The organism is Stenotrophomonas sp. G106K1 (assembly GCF_037969685.1).
GTDB lineage: Bacteria > Pseudomonadota > Gammaproteobacteria > Xanthomonadales > Xanthomonadaceae > Stenotrophomonas > Stenotrophomonas lactitubi.
On the sequence record NZ_JBBPFR010000002.1, the window covers coordinates 154,389 to 170,807 of the forward strand.

The window sequence follows — 16,419 nt, forward strand, 5'->3', positions numbered from 1 at the left end:
CAAAAAACGCCGGGCAATGCCCGGCGTTTTTCCAGTTCATGTGCCAACCAACGGTTGGCACCCACCGATCAGGTGGTCGATCAGCTGGCCAGCGCCAGATCGTCCATCATCGCGCGCAGGAAGCGGGCCGCTTCACCGCCGGTAGCAGCACGGTGGTCGAACGTCACCGACAGCGGGATCACCTTGTGCGCTTCCACGCCGCCCATCACCGGGGTCATCTGGTGGCGGGCGCGGCCGGCACCGACGATGGCCACGCACGGCGGCACCACGACCGGGGTCGCGTAGCGGCCGGCGAACATGCCGAAGTTGGACAGCGAGATGGTGTAGCCGCTCAGTTCCGACGCTGCGATCGAACGCGCTTCCACCTGCTCGCGCAGACGGTTCACGCCTTCGCGGATGCCACGGGCGTCGAGCATGTCGGCGTTGCGCAGGGCCGGCACGAACAGGCCGTCGTCGGTATCAACGGCGATGCCGATGTCCACCTGCGCATGCAGGGTGCGGGTCAGCGCTTCACCGTCGAACCAGGCGTTCATCGCCGGCACCTTCTGCGCGGCGACCACGATCGAGCGCACCAGGCGCGCGGTGACGTCGTTGCCCGGCAGCCAGGCGTGGATGTCGGCGTCGTCGTTCAGCGTGGTCGGCACGACCTTGCTGTGCGCATCGGCCATGACGCGGGCCATGTTGCGGCGCACGCCCTTCAGCGGTTCCGGCTGGCCCTTGGCAACCACGCCGGGCGGCTGGGTGCGCATCGGCTTGCCAGCGGCAGACAGCGGGGTGCGTGCGTCGGACTGTACCGGCGCGGCCACCTGCGCCGGAGCCGGTGCGGCAGCAGCCGGTGCAGCAACCGCTGCCGGTGCGGCGCCGATCTTCGCGCTGCCATCGGCAGCGGCCTGCTTGACGTCGGCCATGGTCACTGCGCCATCGGTGCCGGTGGCACGCACGCGGCTCAGGTCCACGCCCAGCTTGCGCGCGGTGGCACGCACGGCCGGTACGGCCTTGACGCCGCCGACGGCCAGCGCCTGTTCGGCATGCACCGCGTTGGAGCTCTGCATCGCGCCAACCACGGTGCCGGCGTCATCACGCTCGGCGGCGGCCGGCTTGGCTTCTTCGGCAGCTACCGGGGCGGCTGCGGTCGGCAGCGGCGGCGGCGTCGGTGCGGCAGGAGCCGCCGGAGCGGCATGGCCGTGGCTGTGGCCGGTGTCCTGGCCGTCAGCGCGCTGTGGCAGGTTCGGGTCCAGCGCGAAGCTGGCCAGCACCGCGCCGGTCGGGATGATGTCGCCGGCAGCGCCGGACAGCTTCAACACCGTGCCGGAGAACGGCGAGGGCACTTCGACGACGGCCTTGGCGGTCTCCATCGAGACCAGCGGCTCGTCCAGCTTGATCACATCGCCTTCCTTGACGAACCACTCGACGATGGTCGCGTCCGGCAGGCCTTCGCCCAGGTCGGGCAGGTTGAAGTTCTTGGTCTGGCTCATTTGCAGTTCTCTTCCAGCAGTTCCAGTTCGCGGGCAGGCAACCAGCCCGTCGCGCCATTGGCGCGCTCGGACCACCACCACCCGCCGTGTTCGTGATGAAGCTTGACCATCTCGCCGTTCTCCACATCCAGCTCGCGGGCGTCATAGTCGCGCAGGGCTTCTGCGCGACCATCGTCCAACAGCTGCAACCACGCTACCGGTGCCCATCCGGCGCGCCCATCACTGGTGCGCACCCAGGCAAACGCCGGCCATTCCTCGTCACGTACGCCTACTTCGACGATCTGGCCGGTGCGGAACCGGAGCGGGTTGGGATACTGGCTGCGGTAAGCCCCGAGAAGGCGGGCCCGCATGTCAGCCTGCCGCCACCGCGCGCTTGGCCGCCGCCACGATCCGCTCCACGCTCGGCAGATACTTCATCTCCAGGCGGAACAGCGGAATGTGGGTGTCGTAGCCGGTAACGCGCTCGACCGGAGCCAGCAGGTCGTACAGCGATTCCTCGGCCAGGCGTGCGGCGATTTCCGCGCCGAAGCCCGCGGTCTTCGGGGCCTCCTGCACGATCACGCAGCGGCCGGTCTTGGCCACCGACTCGGCGATGGTGGCAAAGTCCAGCGGACGCAGCGTGGCCACGTCGATGACTTCGGCACTGATGCCTTCGCCGGCCAGCTTGTCGGCCGCTTCCAGCGCTTCCTTCACCTGCGCGCCCCAGGTCACCAGGGTCACGTCGGTGCCATCGCGCAGCACGAAGCACACGTCCAGCGGCAAGGCTTCGCCGTCGTTGACGACCACTTCCTTGTACTGGCGGTAGATGCGCTTGGGCTCCATGTAGATCACCGGATCCGGCTCGCGGATCGCGGCCAGCAGCAGGCCATAGGCGCGCTGCGGTGAGGACGGCAGCACCACGCGCAGGCCCGGCACATTGGTGAAGATCGCTTCGTTGGCTTCACTGTGGTGTTCCGGTGCACGGATGCCACCACCCCACGGCACGCGCAGCACCATCGGGCAGTGCAGGCGGCCACGGGTGCGGTAGCGCAGGCGCGCGGCGTGGCAGATGATGTGGTCGACCATCGGGTACATGAAGCCATCGAACTGGGCTTCGGCCACCGGCTTCATGCCCTGTGCGGCCAGGCCGATGGTGAGGCCGGCGATGGTGGTTTCATCCAGCGGGGTGTCGAGGATGCGGTCGGCGCCGAAGCGCTGCTGCAGGCCGGCGGTAGCGCGGAACACGCCGCCGTTGACGCCCACGTCTTCGCCCAGCACCAGCACCGACTTGTCGTGCTCCAGCTCCCAGGCAAGTGCCTGGGTGATGGCTTCGATGAGGGTGATCGGGGTGTCGGTCATGTTCTGTTCTCCGCGCGCGACGGCAGCGCTGTCGGCGGCGTTGGTGTGCGCGCTGGACGCGCCGTTCTTGATCTCATCCATGGCGCTGCTCCAGGGCGATCGCCTGGGCGCGCTGGGCCAGCAGGTCCTGCGGCGGGTCGGCATAGAGGAAATCGAACATCGCCTCGACCGGCTGCACCGGCGTGTTGAGGTACAGGTTCACTTCCTCGTCCACGCGCTTGCCGCACTCGGCGGTCCAGGCCGCTTCTTCTTCCTCGCTCCAGACACCGGCGTTGGTCAGGTACTTGCGCAGGCGCAGCATCGGCTCGCGCTGCCAGGCATCCTTCACTTCGGCGTCGTCGCGGTAGCGGCGCGCGTCATCGGCGGTGGTGTGGTCGGACAGGCGATAGGTCATCAGTTCCAGCACGGTGCCGCCGTCGCCGGCCAGCGCACGTTCGCGCGCCTGCAGCATGGCGGCCATCACCGCGATCAGATCGTTGCCGTCCACCTGCAGGCAGTGCAGGCCGCCAGCCAGGCCCTTCTGTGCCAGCGTCTCGGCACCGGTCTGGGCCGAACGCGGGACCGAGATGGCCCAGCCGTTGTTGACGATGCACAGGATCAGCGGCAGCTTGTAGGCACCGGCCGAATTCAGTGCAGCGTAGAAGTCGGTCTTGGAACTGCCGCCGTCGCCGCACACGGCCACCGCGATCTGCTGTTCCTTGTTGAGCTTGAACTTCAGCGCTGCGCCTGCGGCGTGCAGGCACTGGGTGGAGATCGGCACGCAGAACGGGAAGTCCTTGGCCGCATTGCCGCCGTAGTCGTTGCCGCGCTCGTCACCGCCCCAGTACATCAGCACGTCGTGCGGGCGCACGCCCCGCATGAACATGGCGCCGTACTCGCGGTAGGACGGTGCGAACACATCGTCCTTCTGCATCGATGCGCCGATGCCCACATGCGCGGCTTCGTGGCCGAGGCAGGCGGCGTAGGTACCCAGCTTGCCGGTGCGCTGCAGCGCGATCGACTTGCCGTCGAACACGCGCACGAACAGCATCTGCTTGAACATCGGCAGCAACGCGCGCGGGTCGCGCAGGGCTTCGGGCAGGTCATCGCGGACGAGCGTGCCGTCCGTGTCCAGATACTGCAGGTATTCGATCTTGAACTCAGCGGCAACCGTCATTGCGTACTGCACCTTCGACAGAGAAGTTACAAATGATATGAATCGCCATGTTAAGGAATGCGTACGAAAAAGCTCTCCTGCGGCGCAGCACGGCCTGCCGGCCTTTGTACCCCCTTCCGGGTGCCTGATGCCAATAACTTCAGCGTATTCAGCCATTGCTGCAAAGCATCACAAACAGCCTTGGGCTGAGCGCCAGTAGAACGGCGCAAACGGTTCCACGCGCAACCATCGCTCCACAGCCCTGCCACACGCCCCGGTACGGTCATCACGGCTGCCAGCGCGGCAGCAACGCGCTACCCTTGCCGCCCCCGATCTGGTCCCGCCCATGCCCGTCGACAACAACCAACGCGATCTCGAAGCCGGTATCCACACCGACCTGCAGGGACGGCTGACCTACGGCGGCTACCTGCGGCTGGACCAGCTGCTCAGCGCGCAGCAGCCGCTGTCCAATCCGCCGCATCACGACGAGATGCTCTTCATCATCCAGCACCAGACCTCCGAGCTGTGGCTGAAGCTGCTGGGCCACGAGCTGGGTGCGGCGATCGGTTTCCTGCAGCGCGACGAGGTCTGGCAGTGCCGCAAGGTGCTGGCGCGCAGCAAGCAGGTGCTGCGCCAGCTGACCGAACAGTGGTCGGTGCTGGAAACCCTCACCCCGTCCGAATACATGGGCTTCCGCGACGTGCTGGGCCCGTCCTCGGGGTTCCAGTCGCTGCAGTACCGCTACATCGAGTTCCTGCTGGGCAACAAGAACGCGCAGATGCTGCAGGTGTTCGAGCACGACACGGCCGGGCAGGCGCAGCTGCGCACCGTGCTGGAGGCGCCGAGCCTGTACGAGGAGTTCCTGAAGTACCTGGCCCGCTTCGGCCACGCCGTGCCGGCGGTGTACGAGGCGCACGACTGGACCCAGCCGCATGTGGCCGATGATGCACTGCAGCCGGTCTTCGAACGCATCTACCAGGACACTGACCGCTACTGGCGCGAGTACGCGCTGTGCGAGGACCTGGTGGACCTGGAAACGGCCTTCCAGCTGTGGCGGTTCCGCCACATGCGCACGGTGATGCGGGTGATCGGCTTCAAGCGCGGCACCGGCGGCTCCTCCGGCGTGGGCTTCCTGGCCAAGGCGCTGGAACTGACCTTCTTCCCTGAATTGTTCCAGGTGCGTACCACGCTGCAGGTCGCGCCCCCGCCGGATCTGGCCTGATCCCCATTCAGCTTGGCCGCCCGCGGCTGGCTGGATCGTTTCAGATGCAAGTTCAGCGAGCAGGCCGCGACCTGCCTCAAACGGCGTGTATTTGACGTGAACGCCAGAAGTCGGTGATCCTCGCGCGTTGCTTCACCGCACATCGGACGTGCCTCCATCCACCGAACCAGGAATTCCGCATGAGCGTAAACGCCACTGCGAACACCCCAGAGCCGGCGCTGCCGGACTTCAACACCACGATGGGCCACCCGCGCCCGTTGTGGATGCTGTTCATGACCGAGTTCTGGGAGCGCTTTGCGTTCTACGGCATCCGCTGGGCGTTGGTGCTGTACATCGTTGCCCAGTTCTACAACGGCAACGCCGCCGGTGAAGGCGACGCCAGCCGCATCTACGGCGCCTACCTGGCGCTGGTGTACGCCGCCGCGATCTTCGGTGGTTACGTGGCCGACCGGGTACTGGGTTACCAGCGCTCGATCCTGACCGGCGCGATCATCATGGCCGTCGGCCTGTTCATGATCTCGCTGCCGCAGGAGCACATCTTCAAGCTCGGCCTGGCCACGATCATCGTCGGCAACGGCCTGTTCAAGCCGAACATCTCGACCATGGTCGGCAAGCTGTACGGCCTGAAGGACGAGCGCCGCGACTCGGGCTTCACCATCTTCTACATGGGCATCAACATCGGCGCGATGATCGCCCCGGTGCTGACCGAGTACCTGGCCCGCAAGGTCTTCGGTACCTCGGAAATGCCGTCGTACAAGGTCGTGTTCATCGCCTCCGGCGTGGGCATGCTGATCTCGCTGGTGTGGTTCTACATCGGTCGTGCCGGCCTGAAGGGCATCGGTGCACCGCCGGTCGGTGCTGAAGGTTTCGGCCGCATCATCATGGTGCTGGTCGGTTCGCTGTTCGCCATTCCGGTGGCTTACTTCCTGCTCGCCACCGGCGCCACCGCGCTGGCCTGGATCCTCGGCGTGATGTTTGCCGCGCTGGCCGTGCTGCTGCTGGTGGAAGGCATCCGCGAGGGCAAGGTGCAGCGCGACCGCGTGATCGCCATGCTGATCATCTTCGCCTTCAACGTCATGTTCTGGATGTTCTTCGAACAGGCAGGCAGCTCCTTCACCTTCCTGGCCGAGAACATCGTCAACCGCCAGCTGGGTGATTGGACCTTCCCGACCGCGTGGTTCCAGTCGGTCAACTCGGTGGCGATCATCACCCTGGCGCCGATCATCGCCTGGATCTGGGTGGCCCTGGGCCGCGCCAATCCGTCCATCCCGCGCAAGTTCGGCCTCGGCCTGCTGTTCAACGGCGCTGCCTTCGCACTGCTGATGTTCGCCCTGTCGACCATGGTCGTGGACGGCAAGATCCCGTTCTGGACCCTGTTCATGGTCTACGTCATCCAGTCGGTCGGTGAGCTGTGCCTGTCGCCGATCGGCCTGTCGATGGTGACCAAGCTGGCCCCGGTGCGCCTGGTCGGCTTCGGCATGGGCGGCTGGTTCCTGTCCACCGGCATCGGCAACAACCTGTCGGGCATCTTCGCCGGTGCGGTCAGTGGTGAAGGCGGCATGACGGTCGAATCGGCCCTGAAGGGGTATACCTTCGGCTTCTGGGCCTTGATCGGTTCGGGTGTGGTCCTGTTCCTGGTCGCGCCGCTGATCAACAAGCTGATGCACGGCGTGAAGTAGTAATGAGAGGGTAGTGGGCATGCGTACAACGTTCGGTGGTGCAGTGGTGGCAGTGGTGTGTGCGGCGCTGATCGGCGCCTGTTCGCAGCCTCAACCTCCCGCTGCCCCCGAACCCACGCAGCCCCTCGATACCCGCCCCACCGAGCCACCGGTCGCTGACCCCAGCGAACCGGTGGCCTCGGGCAACACCCCGGCGGCGGCCGATATCGCCGCCATCGCCGGGCTTGGCGCGCAGTTCGACCCGGCCCGCAATCCCGTTGCCGACCTGGAAACGGCCAAGGTCGAAGCCCAGCGCGGCAACAAGCGCATCATCCTGGAAGTGGGCAACGCCGCCTGCGAGCCCTGCCATGCGCTGGATGAAGCCGTGGAAGGCAATGGCGATCTGCGCCGCTTCCGTGATGCCCACTTCGTGTGGGTGAAGGTCAACGACAGCGCCGAGAACCCGAACGCGGCCTTCCTGGGCCAGTTCCCGCCGTTCGAAGGCGAGTACCCGCGCCTGCTGGTGATCGATGCCGACGGCACCCTGCTGGCGCCGCAGCCCAGCGAAGCGATGCACAAGGGCAAGACCGTGCAGACCGCACGCGTGATGGCGTTCCTCAAGCAGTGGGCGCCTGACCGGTAGCACCGGGCCTGCCCGGCAGCCTCTCCGCTGCCCGGCCATCCACGCATGGCGTGGATCTACTGCGCGCGCCGTCACACTCTCCGACTCCACATCTCAACTTCAGCGTGCGCACGCCGTTACCGGCAAGGACTTCAGTCGACGACCCGTCGATGCAACCTACCGGAACGCCCATGCACAGCGATCACGCCGAACGTCTGCACGAACCTGCCACTGAACTGGCCGAAGGCGGAGCAGGCGATGGCGTGAGCCTGCCACCGCAGGAAGCCCTGCTGGATGACACCGGCACCGGCGCAGCAACGCTTGAACTCGCACCGCCGCGGCATCGGTTGCCGCAGATCGCCTTGCCCGACAACGTGGTGCTGAAGGGCGCGGTGCAGAAGCTGGTGGAACAGAAGGCGCGGCTGGATCGACTGGCCGCCGAAGGGCAATTGGCCGGTCTGCTGCCGCCGGAATGGCACGGCAACGGCGTGCGCGCGATCGACCTGTCCAGTTTCGTGCAGGGCGTGCTGCCGTTCCTGCAGCCCGGCGAGCGTGGTGAAACCGCACCGGCCCGCCTGCCGGTGCGCCATGTGCTGGGCGATGACAGCCGCTGGGGCCTGGTCGATGTACCCGAACCGAAGTCACTGGCCTGGTACTTGGCCAGCGATGACCGCGCCAACGCGGGCAGCAAGGATGTTGCCGAGGCCTATCTGGTCGGCGCGCTGGGCCTGGCCTGGATGCAGGAAGGGCGCAGCCGCCCCGGCTTCCTGCGTGCGATGGACCAGGACAGCCTGGCGGCGCGGGTGACCATGCTGGGCTACCCGCCACCGGGCGAGCTGGCGCTGTACAGCGTGACCGCGCATGGCCAGCCGCAGATCTGGTGCGTGCATGGCCGGCGCAGGTTGCGCCCGTTGGTTGCGCCGTGGCTGAGCGTGCCACTGCTGACCGCCTATGGCGTGCCTGCTCCGGTGGCGTGGCCGGGCAGCTTCCCGCCCGTTGAAGCCGTGGCCGAAGCGATTGCCGCCGCGCGTCCGGGCAAGCTGCTGCCGGAAGTGGATCTGGGCAGAGTGGTCGCCAAGATCGCCGAAGACGCTGCATCCGAGGCATGGCAGCCGGTCAGCCTGCTGCAGTTGAACACCTGGTCGCCGCGCTGGCCGTTCTTCCTTGGGACGTTTGTTGGCCTGCCATCGCTGCTGCTGGTCACCGCTGCGCTGGCACTGCCGGGGGCGGTTGAAGCGGCCACCGTTGCCGCCTCGCTGGGCTTTGCCGGCGGTGCCATCGGCGCGCTGGCGGTGCCGTGGATCCATGCACGGCGCAAGCATCTGAGCTGAGGACGTGGGCCATCCGCGCGTGATGTGGATCTGTTGACCCCCTAACGGTCGATCTCTGCAGCAGTGAACTCCATGCGCTGCCGTGCACGCTCCGTGGCGGCCTGCAGCCGTTGCTTGAGGACTTCCCGGGAGGGAAGGGATGTCAGGTACTCCGCCACATGGATGCCTGAGCGGTCCAGTTCCAGCAACTCGATCTGGCCTGCCTTCTTGCCTGTGCAAAGGATGATGCCCAGCGGCGCCTCCTCACCTTCCTCTCGCTCATACCGATCCAGCCAACGCAGATAGAGCTCCATCTGGCCCTTGTACGCTGGCTTGAAGTCACCGATCTTCAATTCGACGGCCACCAGCCTGCGCAGGCGGCGGTTATAGAACAACAGGTCGAGATGGAAGTCATCGTCGTCGATCTGGATGCGTTTCTGGCGGGCGACGAAACTGAAGCCTGCCCCGAGTTCAAGCAGGAATCCCTGCATCTCACGCAGGATGGCGCCTTCCAGCTCCTGCTCGTCCCAGCATTCCTTCAGCCCGAGAAAATCCAGGACGTACGGGTCGCGCAGGACCAGACCCGGGGAGAGCTGCTGGTTCCTGCGCAACGCCGACAGCTCATTGGCAATGGTCTGCTCGGGCTGGCTGGAAAGTGCCGTACGTTCGTACAGCATCGAGTCGATGCGCTGGCGCAACATGCGGACGCTCCAGCCTTCCGTGCTGGCCATCTGGGCGTAGAAGTCGCGCTTGAGCGGATCAGACAGCGGGATCAGCGCGATGAAATGGGTCCAGCTCAATTGTCGTAGCAGTGATACGACAATCTGCTCGTCGGCAAATGCGATGGAGAACTGCACCATCCTGCGCAGGCTCTTTTCACCGAACGAACCGCCGAACTCGGCAGACAGTGTCCTGGCGATGCGCTTGAACAGGACCTCTCCATAGCGCGCCCGGCGTCCATCCATCTGATCGACATGGATGCGACGTCCTATGCGCCAGTACAGCAGCGTCAGTTCGGCATTGACGGTCCTCACCATCCCGGCGCGGGCCGTGGATATCAGCTCCCGGATATCAGCCAGCAGATCGTGGGTATGCGGCAGGGTGAGGGGCGATGTGTCATCCATGAGGTGCCTTCCAGCGGGGTCAGGGTTCGGCAATCACCCGCAGCGCACTGGCATAACCCTTGGCGAGACTGGTCAGGTCGAGCAGCCGGTTCAACGACAGCAGCAGGCCTGGCTGGCAGGCCTTGAGGCGCTGGTGTTCGAACCACGCCTGGGTGACGGTTTCCAACGTGGCCAACGCCTCATCGATGCGCTGCAGGTCGGCTTCGCGGTCGATGGGGTCGGTAGTGGGGGGATTGGGGCGTGTCATGGCGAAGCTCCGGGGAGAGGCCGCCGGAAAGGCGGCAGGCGATGCGTGGTTGAAAGACCGCTCAAACGCGAAAACGGTGGGCACCAGGCCCCACGCACCGCCCGCCATAAGGCAGACCCGGCGGCAGAATGGCGCCCACCGTGAGATGGGCACCATTGGTGCAGCGTCGTTACGCGTTTGATGGACGGGCTTTCAACCCCGGCAGCGGTGCTCCGCTGCGCGACTACCCTCGGGCCGATGGGACCGGCCGTCCAATAGGCAATGCCATTCGATGCGCGAATTTCGATACAACCGCTCTGTCGATCAGGACTCTACCGGCCCGATGCCGAAACATCAGGTGGTAAACGCGACACGTCGAGTCGAACCCGGCCGAAAGACCGTTCGTCGGCGGGCCATGAACAACGCGCCTTGCACATCATCAATCGTCTGCGCCGGACCCCTCACAGCGCAGCCCGCGACATCATCCACGCCTGGCGTGGATCCATGAGTCGACCAAGGTCGACACCGACCAAGGGCGGCGGGGGGCGCCGCCCCGAAGGGGTCAGACCCCTTCGCCCATCCGCTCCAGGCCATCGCCGGCCAGTCGCAGGATCAGCTTCTCCAGCACCTGCTCCTCTTCCTCGCTCAGCACCGACATCAGCTTGCGGGTGATCTCGATCACCATCGGCGCGATCGTCTCGTACACCTCGAACCCCGCCGCCGACAGCGCCAGCACCGAACGGCGGCGGTCATCGCCATGCGTCTCACGCTTGATGAAACCGCGTTCCAGCAGGCGCGCCACCGCGCGGCTGACCGCCACCTTGTCCATCGCCGTGCGGTCGGAGACCTCGCTGGCCGACGACCCGGGGTACAGCGCCAGGATGGTGATCACCCGCCACTCCGGGATGGCCAGGCCATAGCGGTCGCCGTACAGCTTGGCGATGTTGCCGCTGACCCGGTTGGACAGCACGCTCAGCCGGTACGGCAGGAACTGTTCCAGGTCGAGCAGGACGTGGGAGGCACGCAGGCGGGTGGAAGCGGGATCGGCGGGGCTCATGTTGCGGTGCACCTTGCTGGTGGTTTCAAGTGTAACTATAAGTGTTGGGTCCGTACCCTGCATTCTCGCCGGGTCCAACCCCGCCCGCACCTGGTTTGTGCCGATGCGGCACCGATTCGGAGCCACGCCATGAATACCGCAGTCCCGTCCGCCTCGCATCCCAACCCCGGCATGCAGGTCACCACCTTCGAAAACCCGATGGGCATCGACGGCTTCGAGTTCGTCGAATTCGCCGCACCGGCCGGCCGTGGTGCCGAGCTGCACGAGTACTTCCGCAAGATGGGCTTCAGCGCGGTGCTCAAGCACAAGCAGCGTCCGATTACCGTCTATCGCCAGGGCGACGTCAACTTCCTGGTCAATGAAGACCCCGATTCGTTCGCTGCGGACTTCGCCGAGAAGCACGGCCCGTGTGCCTGCGGCTTCGCCATCCGCTTCAAGAAGCCGGGCGCAGAGGTCTACCAGACGGCGCTGGGCAATGGCGCTGAAGCCATCGCCTTCAAGCCGGAGAGCAAGGCGGTCAACGCGCCGGTCATCAAGGGCATCGGCGACTGCATGCTGTACCTGGTGGATCGCTACGGCGATGCCGGCAGCATCTTCGATGGCGACTACGAGCTGATCGCCGGCGCCGAGCTGCGCCCGAAGGGCTTCGGCCTGACCTTCATCGACCACCTGACCCACAACCTGTACTTCGGCAACATGCAGCAGTGGTCCGACTACTACGAGCGCCTGTTCAACTTCCGCGAGATCCGCTACTTCGACATCAAGGGCCTGAAGACCGGCCTGGTGTCCAAGGCGATGACCGCGCCGGACGGCATCGTGCGCATTCCGCTGAACGAGTCGTCCGACCCGAAGAGCCAGATCAACGAGTATCTGGACGCGTACAAGGGTGAGGGCATCCAGCACATCGCCTGCTTCACCGAGAACATCTACGACACGGTTGAAGCCATGCGCGCGCAGGGTGTGGATTTCCTCGACACGCCGGAGACCTACTTCGACGTGATCGACCAGCGCGTGCCGAACCACGGTGAGGACGTCGCCCGCCTGGCGAAGAACAAGATCCTGATCGACGCCGACCCGGAAACCCACCAGCGCAAGCTGCTGCAGATCTTCACCCAGAACTGCATCGGCCCGATCTTCTTCGAGATCATCCAGCGCAAGGGCAACGAAGGCTTCGGCGAAGGCAACTTCACCGCGCTGTTCGAGAGCATCGAACGCGATCAGATCCGTCGCGGCGTGCTGTAAGGTTTCCACAGCGGCACCCTCCTCACCGGTAGCGCCGGGCCATGCCCGGCGGCTTCCCCCAGGCTTCCAGGAACTCCCATGTCCCCCTCCATCACCGCCCGCGGCTACCAGTCCGGTTTCGGCAACGAGTTCGCCAGCGAGGCCGTGCCCGGTGCACTGCCCATTGGCCAGAACTCGCCGCAGAAGGTGGCCCATGGCCTGTATGCCGAGCAGCTGACCGGCACTGCGTTCACCGCACCGCGCGGCAGCAACCGCCGTAGCTGGCTGTACCGGATCCGTCCGGCGGTGACCCACGGTGAGTTCACTCCGTTCGCGCAATCGCAGCTGCAGTGCGATTTCGGTGCGCAGCCCGCTTCGCCGAACCAACTGCGCTGGAGCCCGCTGCCGCTGCCGGAGCTGCCGACCGATTTCGTCGAAGGCCTGTACACGATGGGCGGCAACGGTTCGCCCGACGCGCATGCCGGTGTTGGTATCCATCTGTACGCGGCCAACCGTGACATGGTCGGCCGCTACTTCTACGACGCCGACGGTGAACTGCTGATCGTGCCGCAGCTGGGCAGCCTGCGGCTGCTGACCGAGCTGGGCGTGATCGAGATCGAACCGCAGCAGATCGCGGTGATTCCGCGCGGCGTGCGCTTCCGTGTCGAGCTGCCTGACGGCCCAAGCCGTGGCTACATCTGCGAGAACTACGGCGCGCTGCTGAAGCTGCCCGACCTGGGCCCGATCGGCTCCAACGGCCTGGCCAATCCACGCGACTTCGAGACCCCGCATGCCGCGTTCGAAGACATCGACGGCGATTTCGAACTGATTGCCAAGTTCGACAGCCGCCTGTGGCGTGCCCCGATCGATCATTCGCCGCTGGACGTGGTCGCCTGGCACGGCAACTACGCGCCGTACCGCTACGACCTGCGCCGCTTCAACACCATCGGCTCGATCAGCCACGACCACCCGGATCCCTCGATCTTCCTGGTGCTGCACTCGCCCAGCGACACCGCGGGCACCAGCAACATGGATTTCGCGATCTTCCCGCCGCGCTGGCTGGTGGCGCAGAACACGTTCCGCCCGCCGTGGTTCCACCGCAACATCGCCAGCGAGTTCATGGGCCTGGTGCATGGTGCCTACGACGCCAAGGCCGAAGGCTTCGTACCGGGCGGTGCGTCGCTGCACAACTGCATGAGCGGCCACGGTCCAGATGCCCCGACCTTCGACAAGGCCTCCAGTGCCGACTTGTCCAAGCCGGACGTGATCAAGGACACCATGGCCTTCATGTTCGAGACCCGCGGGGTGATCCGCCCGACCGCGCAGGCGCTGGCTGCGGGCCACCGGCAGGGCGATTACCAGCAGTGCTGGAACGGCCTGCGCAACAATTTCCGTTGATCGTCCGCATCCACGCATGGCGTGGATCTACCGGGAAGCGCGATACTGCATCCACGCATGGCGTGGAACCACCGGGTGGCGCGATACTGCATCCACGCATGGCGTGGATCTACTGGGTGGCGCGATATCGCACTTGGCGTGGATCCATCCGGGCACGTGATGCAGTAGATCCACGCCATGCGTGGATGCTGTTCGCCGGATCAGGCGATGGCCGCGAACGCGTCGCAATGCTCCACCGGCAGCGCCTCCATCAGCCGCTGCCGCACGCGCTGGCAGTAGCCTTCCGAGGTCAGCGCCGGCAGCACCTGCAGCGCCGATTGCATCACCCGCAGGACCTCGCCTTCGGCGCGCGCCTGCTGCAGGTCGCGGAACAACGCTGCTGCGTTGGGGTGCCGCTGCATTTCCAGGATTCCCAGCACATAGATGCGCGCGGCGACCAGTGAGCGGCGTCGCTCGACTGGCGCGGCGGACGCTGCGGCGGTTGACGGCGCCAGCGGGGCAGCAGCCACACTCGGCGCAGGTTGCGTGGAGGCGGCAGCGTCTGCAGCGGTCACCAGATATCCGGCCTGGATCAGCTGGATCACCATCGCTGCCGCGTCCTGCCCCAGCAGTGCGGTCAGCTCGGGGATGCTGCGCTGGCCATCGCACAGAATCAGCAGCCGTCGCTGGCGCATGTCCAGCGGCGCGCGGTGGGCCTGCAGCGCGGTTCGGGCGAGGTCGGTCTTGCGCGGTTGCATGGGGAGGACAGCCAAGTCGGTGCTCGCCCAGCCTGAATGAGGGCGATGAAACCGCGATGACAATGCAGCACCTGCACGCGCGCTGGGGTAGCGTGCACCCACCCTGTGCCAAGGATCCGCACCAATGAAGCACCTCCCGATTGCCGGCCTGCTGCTGTTGTCGTTGGCCGCCTGCAACCGTAGTCCCGAAACCGCCGCGGCGGACGCGCCTGCCGCCGCAACCGCACCGGCGAAGGATGCCTCCGTTCCCGCCGACGCCGATCTGGCCACCGCATCGCCGGTGGACCCGCGCCGCGACAGCCCGGCACGCCTGGATGGCTTCGGCGGCGCCACGCTGGGCGCCGGCATCGCCGAGGTCCGCAGTGGCTTCGGCACGCCCTTGCAGGGCCTGGGTACCGATGCCGCTGGCAAGCCGCTGCCTGCCGACGATGCCAATGAGGGCTGCTACTTCCTGCGCCCGCAGGACGCCGAAGACCCGCGCCTGATGTTCGAGGCGCGCAAGCTGGTGCGCTACGACGTACGCAGTCCGTCCATCGTCGCCCCCGGTGGTGGACGGGTCGGCATGACCCTGGGCGAGCTGCAGGTGCTGTATCCCGAGCGCGCCGACGTCGGCCCGGACAAGTACGACGACAAGGCCCAGCACCTGCGCGTGCGGCCGGCGCAGGAGGGCGCTGCGATCGTCGATTTCGCCCTCGGCGCTGACGGCAAGGTCGGCGCCTGGCGGGTCGGCAGGACCCCGCAGGTGGACTACGCCGAAGGCTGCGGCTGATCCACCATCCTCGGCTCACCCGCTGCGGGTGGGCCGAGCGTAGAATCGCGCCACGACCGCTGGGGAGCGCCCGATGATCGCCATTGCCATTGCCTGGTTCCTGCTCGGCCTGCTGTTGCTGGCCCTGGGCGGGGACTCCATCGTCAAAGCCGTTGCCGGCCTGGCGCAGCGCTTCGGTGCCAGCGCATTCACCGCCGGCCTGCTGTTGCTGGGCATCGCCACCTCGCTGCCGGAACTGGCAGTCAATGCCCGCGCGCTGGTGGTGGGGCAGCCGGAGCTGGCCTTGGGCAACGCCGTCGGCAGCAGCGTGGTCAACCTTGGCCTGACCCTGGCGGTGGCTGCCATTGCTGCGCCGCTGTTGTTGCGTGCCCGCCTGCAGACGGTGCTGTGGTGGGCGTTGCTGGCCGCGGGCCTGCTGCTGATCGTGTTCGGGCTCGATGGCCGCCTGCGGCGCTGGGAGGCTGGCGTGCTGGTGGCCGGGTTCGTCGTGGTGCAGTTCCTGCTGCTGCGCCGCGGGCGCCATGAGAGCGCCGAGGTACAGGCGATCATCGCCGAGTCGGCACTGAGCCGCACCAGCCTGCCGTTGAACGTGTTGCGCCTGCTGATCGCCGCAGTGGCGCTGTACTGGGGCGCTCGCCTGGTGGTTGGTGCCGCCGCTGATTTCGGCACCGCGCTGGGCTGGACGCCGCTGCTGGTCGGTCTGCTGCCGGTGGCGATCGGCACCGCGTTGCCGGAGGTGGCCGCCGCCGTCGCGGCAGCGCGCCGCGGTCACGGCGACATGGTGCTGGGCCACGTGCTCGGTTCCAGCGTGGTCAACCTGATGCTGGTGATCGGTGCGATGGGGTTGCTGCAGCCGCTGGCGCTGCCGGCTTCGTTCGTGCGCCTGGAACTGCCGGCGCTGCTGGCGTTCGCATTGGTGCTGTACCCGATGCTGCGCGGCGACCTGCGCATCAGCCGCATCGAAGGTGCGGTGCTGCTGGGCGCGTTCGTGGCCTGGTTGGGGCTGGAAATCGCGCTGGTCAGCGCGGCCTGAGGTAGTGCCGGCCGCTGGCCGGCAACCTCGGCAAACCCCCGCAGCCAGGCATGGCCTGGCTCTACTGGCGGTTATCCGGGGTCGTGCCGACCAA

General features: G+C 66.5%; 16 protein-coding genes. 8 read left to right on the forward strand and 8 right to left on the reverse strand.

Annotated features, from left to right (window positions below):
* Nucleotides 1-80 precede the first annotated feature (80 nt).
* Genes WKB25_RS02985 through pdhA form a run of 4 tightly spaced genes read right to left on the reverse strand, consistent with a single transcriptional unit; the run spans nt 81 to nt 3,969 of the window.
* On the reverse strand, nt 81-1,475 hold the full coding sequence (locus tag WKB25_RS02985; protein WP_089237418.1) for a dihydrolipoamide acetyltransferase family protein: 1,395 nt from the start codon (nt 1,473-1,475) through the stop codon (nt 81-83).
* Nucleotides 1,472-1,825: an SH3 domain-containing protein gene (locus WKB25_RS02990; RefSeq protein ID WP_025874583.1), complete on the reverse strand. Its 354-nt coding sequence runs from the start codon at nt 1,823-1,825 to the stop codon at nt 1,472-1,474. Before WKB25_RS02990 ends, WKB25_RS02985 begins: the two co-directional genes overlap by 4 nt.
* A gap of 1 nt (nt 1,826) precedes the next feature.
* A complete protein-coding gene (locus tag WKB25_RS02995) occupies nt 1,827-2,894 on the reverse strand; it encodes an alpha-ketoacid dehydrogenase subunit beta (protein WP_089237416.1) in 1,068 nt (355 codons plus the stop codon).
* Nucleotides 2,887-3,969, reverse strand: coding sequence for a pyruvate dehydrogenase (acetyl-transferring) E1 component subunit alpha (gene pdhA, locus WKB25_RS03000; protein WP_089237414.1), 1,083 nt, complete (start codon nt 3,967-3,969; stop codon nt 2,887-2,889). The genes WKB25_RS02995 and pdhA overlap by 8 nt, the downstream gene beginning before the upstream one ends.
* 325 nt (nt 3,970-4,294) lie before the next feature.
* On the opposite strand from pdhA, the gene WKB25_RS03005 reads away from it, so the two are divergent.
* The 4 genes from WKB25_RS03005 to WKB25_RS03020 all read left to right on the forward strand — a co-directional run bounded on the left by WKB25_RS03005 (nt 4,295) and on the right by WKB25_RS03020 (nt 8,781).
* The gene (locus WKB25_RS03005) at nt 4,295-5,170 is read left to right on the forward strand and encodes a tryptophan 2,3-dioxygenase family protein (RefSeq protein ID WP_340568689.1); all 876 of its coding nucleotides are present in this window, start codon (nt 4,295-4,297) and stop codon (nt 5,168-5,170) included.
* 179 nt (nt 5,171-5,349) lie between these two features.
* Nucleotides 5,350-6,849 carry an oligopeptide:H+ symporter gene (locus tag WKB25_RS03010; protein ID WP_340568690.1) on the forward strand — a complete coding sequence of 500 codons (1,500 nt, stop codon included), beginning with the start codon at nt 5,350-5,352 and terminating at the stop codon, nt 6,847-6,849.
* A 19-nt stretch (nt 6,850-6,868) separates the two neighbouring features.
* A complete protein-coding gene (locus tag WKB25_RS03015; protein ID WP_340568691.1) occupies nt 6,869-7,471 on the forward strand; it encodes a thioredoxin family protein in 603 nt (200 codons plus the stop codon).
* A 170-nt stretch (nt 7,472-7,641) separates the two neighbouring features.
* Entirely contained in the window at nt 7,642-8,781 is a 1,140-nt protein-coding gene (locus WKB25_RS03020; RefSeq protein WP_340568692.1) for a hypothetical protein, read from the forward strand.
* Between the two features lie 41 nt (nt 8,782-8,822).
* Here the strand turns inward: WKB25_RS03020 and WKB25_RS03025 are convergent, their stop codons facing one another.
* From WKB25_RS03025 to WKB25_RS03035, 3 genes are all read right to left on the reverse strand, one after another.
* Nucleotides 8,823-9,884, reverse strand: coding sequence for a PDDEXK nuclease domain-containing protein (locus WKB25_RS03025; protein WP_340568693.1), 1,062 nt, complete (start codon nt 9,882-9,884; stop codon nt 8,823-8,825).
* A gap of 19 nt (nt 9,885-9,903) precedes the next feature.
* Nucleotides 9,904-10,131 carry a hypothetical protein gene (locus tag WKB25_RS03030; protein WP_340568694.1) on the reverse strand — a complete coding sequence of 76 codons (228 nt, stop codon included), beginning with the start codon at nt 10,129-10,131 and terminating at the stop codon, nt 9,904-9,906.
* Nucleotides 10,132-10,672: 541 nt separating this feature from the next.
* Nucleotides 10,673-11,167 carry a MarR family winged helix-turn-helix transcriptional regulator gene (locus tag WKB25_RS03035; protein WP_050815698.1) on the reverse strand — a complete coding sequence of 165 codons (495 nt, stop codon included), beginning with the start codon at nt 11,165-11,167 and terminating at the stop codon, nt 10,673-10,675.
* Between the two features lie 129 nt (nt 11,168-11,296).
* On the opposite strand from WKB25_RS03035, the gene hppD reads away from it, so the two are divergent.
* Both hppD and hmgA read left to right on the forward strand, forming a co-directional pair.
* Nucleotides 11,297-12,409, forward strand: a complete 1,113-nt coding sequence (gene hppD, locus WKB25_RS03040; protein ID WP_251474013.1) for a 4-hydroxyphenylpyruvate dioxygenase — start codon at nt 11,297-11,299, stop codon at nt 12,407-12,409.
* 78 nt (nt 12,410-12,487) lie between these two features.
* Nucleotides 12,488-13,786, forward strand: a complete 1,299-nt coding sequence (gene hmgA, locus WKB25_RS03045; protein ID WP_340568695.1) for a homogentisate 1,2-dioxygenase — start codon at nt 12,488-12,490, stop codon at nt 13,784-13,786.
* Nucleotides 13,787-13,986: 200 nt separating this feature from the next.
* Here hmgA and WKB25_RS03050 read toward each other — a convergent pair whose 3' ends face one another.
* Entirely contained in the window at nt 13,987-14,523 is a 537-nt protein-coding gene (locus WKB25_RS03050) for a hypothetical protein (protein ID WP_340568696.1), read from the reverse strand.
* 124 nt (nt 14,524-14,647) lie between these two features.
* On the opposite strand from WKB25_RS03050, the gene WKB25_RS03055 reads away from it, so the two are divergent.
* Nucleotides 14,648-15,292, forward strand: coding sequence for a hypothetical protein (locus WKB25_RS03055; RefSeq protein ID WP_340568697.1), 645 nt, complete (start codon nt 14,648-14,650; stop codon nt 15,290-15,292).
* 73 nt (nt 15,293-15,365) lie between these two features.
* Nucleotides 15,366-16,325 (forward strand): sodium:calcium antiporter, encoded by a 960-nt coding sequence (locus WKB25_RS03060; RefSeq protein ID WP_340568698.1) that lies wholly within the window; start codon nt 15,366-15,368, stop codon nt 16,323-16,325.
* The last annotated feature ends 94 nt before the right edge of the window (nt 16,326-16,419 follow it).

Excerpts from the sequence above, each read along its gene's own strand:
- WKB25_RS02985 (WP_089237418.1), bottom strand. The coding sequence starts at position 1,475 with ATGAGCCAGACCAAGAACTTCAACCTGCCCGACCTGGGCGAAGGCCTG.
- WKB25_RS02990 (WP_025874583.1), bottom strand. The coding sequence starts at position 1,825 with ATGCGGGCCCGCCTTCTCGGGGCTTACCGCAGCCAGTATCCCAACCCG.
- WKB25_RS02995 (WP_089237416.1), bottom strand. The coding sequence starts at position 2,894 with ATGGATGAGATCAAGAACGGCGCGTCCAGCGCGCACACCAACGCCGCC.
- pdhA (WP_089237414.1), bottom strand. The coding sequence starts at position 3,969 with ATGACGGTTGCCGCTGAGTTCAAGATCGAATACCTGCAGTATCTGGAC.
- WKB25_RS03005 (WP_340568689.1), top strand. The coding sequence starts at position 4,295 with ATGCCCGTCGACAACAACCAACGCGATCTCGAAGCCGGTATCCACACC.
- WKB25_RS03010 (WP_340568690.1), top strand. The coding sequence starts at position 5,350 with ATGAGCGTAAACGCCACTGCGAACACCCCAGAGCCGGCGCTGCCGGAC.
- WKB25_RS03015 (WP_340568691.1), top strand. The coding sequence starts at position 6,869 with ATGCGTACAACGTTCGGTGGTGCAGTGGTGGCAGTGGTGTGTGCGGCG.
- WKB25_RS03020 (WP_340568692.1), top strand. The coding sequence starts at position 7,642 with ATGCACAGCGATCACGCCGAACGTCTGCACGAACCTGCCACTGAACTG.
- WKB25_RS03025 (WP_340568693.1), bottom strand. The coding sequence starts at position 9,884 with ATGGATGACACATCGCCCCTCACCCTGCCGCATACCCACGATCTGCTG.
- WKB25_RS03030 (WP_340568694.1), bottom strand. The coding sequence starts at position 10,131 with ATGACACGCCCCAATCCCCCCACTACCGACCCCATCGACCGCGAAGCC.
- WKB25_RS03035 (WP_050815698.1), bottom strand. The coding sequence starts at position 11,167 with ATGAGCCCCGCCGATCCCGCTTCCACCCGCCTGCGTGCCTCCCACGTC.
- hppD (WP_251474013.1), top strand. The coding sequence starts at position 11,297 with ATGAATACCGCAGTCCCGTCCGCCTCGCATCCCAACCCCGGCATGCAG.
- hmgA (WP_340568695.1), top strand. The coding sequence starts at position 12,488 with ATGTCCCCCTCCATCACCGCCCGCGGCTACCAGTCCGGTTTCGGCAAC.
- WKB25_RS03050 (WP_340568696.1), bottom strand. The coding sequence starts at position 14,523 with ATGCAACCGCGCAAGACCGACCTCGCCCGAACCGCGCTGCAGGCCCAC.
- WKB25_RS03055 (WP_340568697.1), top strand. The coding sequence starts at position 14,648 with ATGAAGCACCTCCCGATTGCCGGCCTGCTGCTGTTGTCGTTGGCCGCC.
- WKB25_RS03060 (WP_340568698.1), top strand. The coding sequence starts at position 15,366 with ATGATCGCCATTGCCATTGCCTGGTTCCTGCTCGGCCTGCTGTTGCTG.